Origin of the sequence: Acinetobacter sp. YH12129, from assembly GCF_013418685.1 — a bacterium.
Taxonomy (GTDB): domain Bacteria; phylum Pseudomonadota; class Gammaproteobacteria; order Pseudomonadales; family Moraxellaceae; genus Acinetobacter; species Acinetobacter amyesii.
Map to the genome: position 1 here is coordinate 1 of NZ_VPBP01000067.1, position 2292 is coordinate 2292.

General features: G+C 36.0%; 2 protein-coding genes and 1 pseudogene. 2 read left to right on the top strand and 1 reads right to left on the bottom strand.

Features of this window, described 5'->3' with window-relative positions:
- Positions 1-135: 135 nt before the first annotated feature.
- Both FTU65_RS16005 and FTU65_RS16010 read left to right on the top strand, forming a co-directional pair.
- A pseudogene (locus FTU65_RS16005) lies at positions 136-930 on the top strand (class I SAM-dependent methyltransferase); the annotation flags it as partial.
- Positions 931-1004: 74 nt separating this feature from the next.
- A complete protein-coding gene (locus tag FTU65_RS16010; protein WP_180012495.1) occupies positions 1005-1631 on the top strand; it encodes a CatB-related O-acetyltransferase in 627 nt (208 codons plus the stop codon).
- Here the strand turns inward: FTU65_RS16010 and FTU65_RS16015 are convergent.
- Positions 1628-2131 carry a hypothetical protein gene (locus tag FTU65_RS16015; protein ID WP_180012497.1) on the bottom strand — a complete coding sequence of 168 codons (504 nt, stop codon included), beginning with the start codon at positions 2129-2131 and terminating at the stop codon, positions 1628-1630. The two genes, FTU65_RS16010 and FTU65_RS16015, sit on opposite strands and share 4 nt — an antisense overlap.
- Positions 2132-2292: the final 161 nt, after the last annotated feature.

Genomic DNA, 2292 nt, shown 5'->3' on the forward strand with positions numbered 1-2292 from the left:
AGATTTAAATCCAATAGAAAATATGTGGTCACGAGTCAAGGCGATTCGAACTAAGTTTAGAGTTAAAGATATTGATAAATTATTTAAAGATTACTGTAATGATTTATTTGGTATTTAGCTATATATGCGAACCAACCTGTTTTTTCCGACCCTTATGCCTTTCATTTCACCAGTCCAATTTGGCGTCGACTACTTTCAAATCGTGCATGTATAAAAGCGTTGAATAGCAAAATACCCAATCAAACGTTTGGATTACTGACTGCACAGGTGGTGGCACGTTCACGCTATGCCGAAGATCAATTAGAAAAGGCAGTACAACAAGGAATTAAACAATATGTGCTGATTGGTGCAGGTTTAGATTCTTTTGTCCTCCGATTAGCGCAGTAATACTCAGATATTAAAATTTTTGAGGTTGATCACCCAGATACTCAAACATTAAAAATACGAAGTTTACAGAAACTCGGACATATTCCAGACCATGTTGAGTTTATTTCTATTGATTTTGAAAAAGAAAATTTAGCGCATGCCTTAAAACGGAGTTCTTATGATACAAAGCAACCAACTTTCTTTTCTTGGCTTGGAACGACGCACTATTTAAAACCAGAAACAACTATGAGCACCTTGCAAACCATTGCCGAATTTGCAGCCACAGGTAGCGAATTGGTTTTAGATTATTCTATTCCCTATCAAGATTTAACTGGTATAGAGCGTGTCGGATCATTTGCTGTTTCCAAATTTACCTATTTTTTAAGTGAACCCATTATTGGGACATTTCACAGTGATGAGTTACACCGTGCCGTGACAAAACTGGGTTATGTGGTCTTAGAAGATTTATCTGCACATGACATTACTCAGCGCTATTTTGCAAATCGTAAAGATCGAATACGGCATACTCAAGCCACGCATTTGCTGCATTTAAAACGAGCTTAAGTATTTATCTATAGTCGACATTTATAGTGAGTCAGCTAAAATAGTCACGCGAATCATTATTGCTATTAAACCTTATGTCTGAAAAATTGATTAATTCACCTGTCAATCATTGGTGTGAGTTTGAGTTCATCTCTAAAACAGTGAAGAACCCAAATATTCACATCAAAGGTAATTATTCATATTATTCTGCATATTGGGATCAGGGTTTTGAGCGCTGTGTGGTGCGTTATCTGCATGATAAACCTGCAACAGCTGAGAAGCCGATAGACCAGCTACATATCGGTAATTTTGTCTGCTTTGGCGCAGAATGCGTGATTATGATGGGTGGCAACCAATTACACCGTACCGACTGGATTTCTGCTTTTCCGTTTGATACACGCAGTTTCGTGCCTGCTGGCGATACGATTATTGGTGATGGCTGCTGGATCGGCTCACGTGCCATGATTATGCAAGGCGTTACACTCGGTGAAGGTGCTGTGGTGGCTACAGGCGCTGTGGTAACTAAAGATGTACCACCTTATGCTGTTGTCGGCGGCGTGCCTGCTCAAATTATTAAATATCGTTTCCCTCTGGAAGATATCGAAAAACTACTTTCACTTAAGCTCTATGATTTAGATGAAAAGCAGTTTTTAAAGATGCGGGAAAAATTGCAGACGGATGATTTGCAAGGATTATTAAATCATTTTAGAAACAAAAGTTAGATGCCCCGCTTAATATAATTTTCCCAATCCGAAGCAAATTCACTAGAGTGCGTAAAATTAATAATAGAGAAGTTTTCCAAACCTTCTCTCAGGTAATGCTCTTTTGTAGTTTTATCTTGTGATTTCTCTGAATCATTATAAGCAGCAATCACTTTATTCAATAATGGGTTATCAACTTTAAGTTCTCTGATCAAAATCAACTTGTACCACTCACTGTTTGTTATTTCATCATAACGACCACTCCATGTAGAAAGACCATGCTTACGTGCAAATACATAGACATCTCCTCTTAAATCATTGATTAATTTATCAGTGATTTTCTCTAAGAAGGTTTTAAAATTACATTCTTTGATAGAGCCTATCAAAAACATTATTAAAATTAGATTTTTCGAATTACTTTCAGTTCGAAGTAACGCATATTGATTAATACGTTTTACTAATTCTCGGCTATTTAATTTGAGATGCAATTGTAAATACAGTAGATTTCTTTCATAAGTCATTTTTCACTCAGCTCTAAGTTATAAATTCCAGCAATTATAGCTAAATACCAAATAAATCATTACAGTAATCTTTAAATAATTTATCAATATCTTTAACTCTAAACTTAGTTCGAATCGCCTTGACTCGTGACCACATATTTTCTATTGGATTTAAATCTGGA

Excerpts from the sequence above, each read along its gene's own strand:
- FTU65_RS16015 (WP_180012497.1), bottom strand. The coding sequence starts at position 2,131 with ATGACTTATGAAAGAAATCTACTGTATTTACAATTGCATCTCAAATTA.
- FTU65_RS16010 (WP_180012495.1), top strand. The coding sequence starts at position 1,005 with ATGTCTGAAAAATTGATTAATTCACCTGTCAATCATTGGTGTGAGTTT.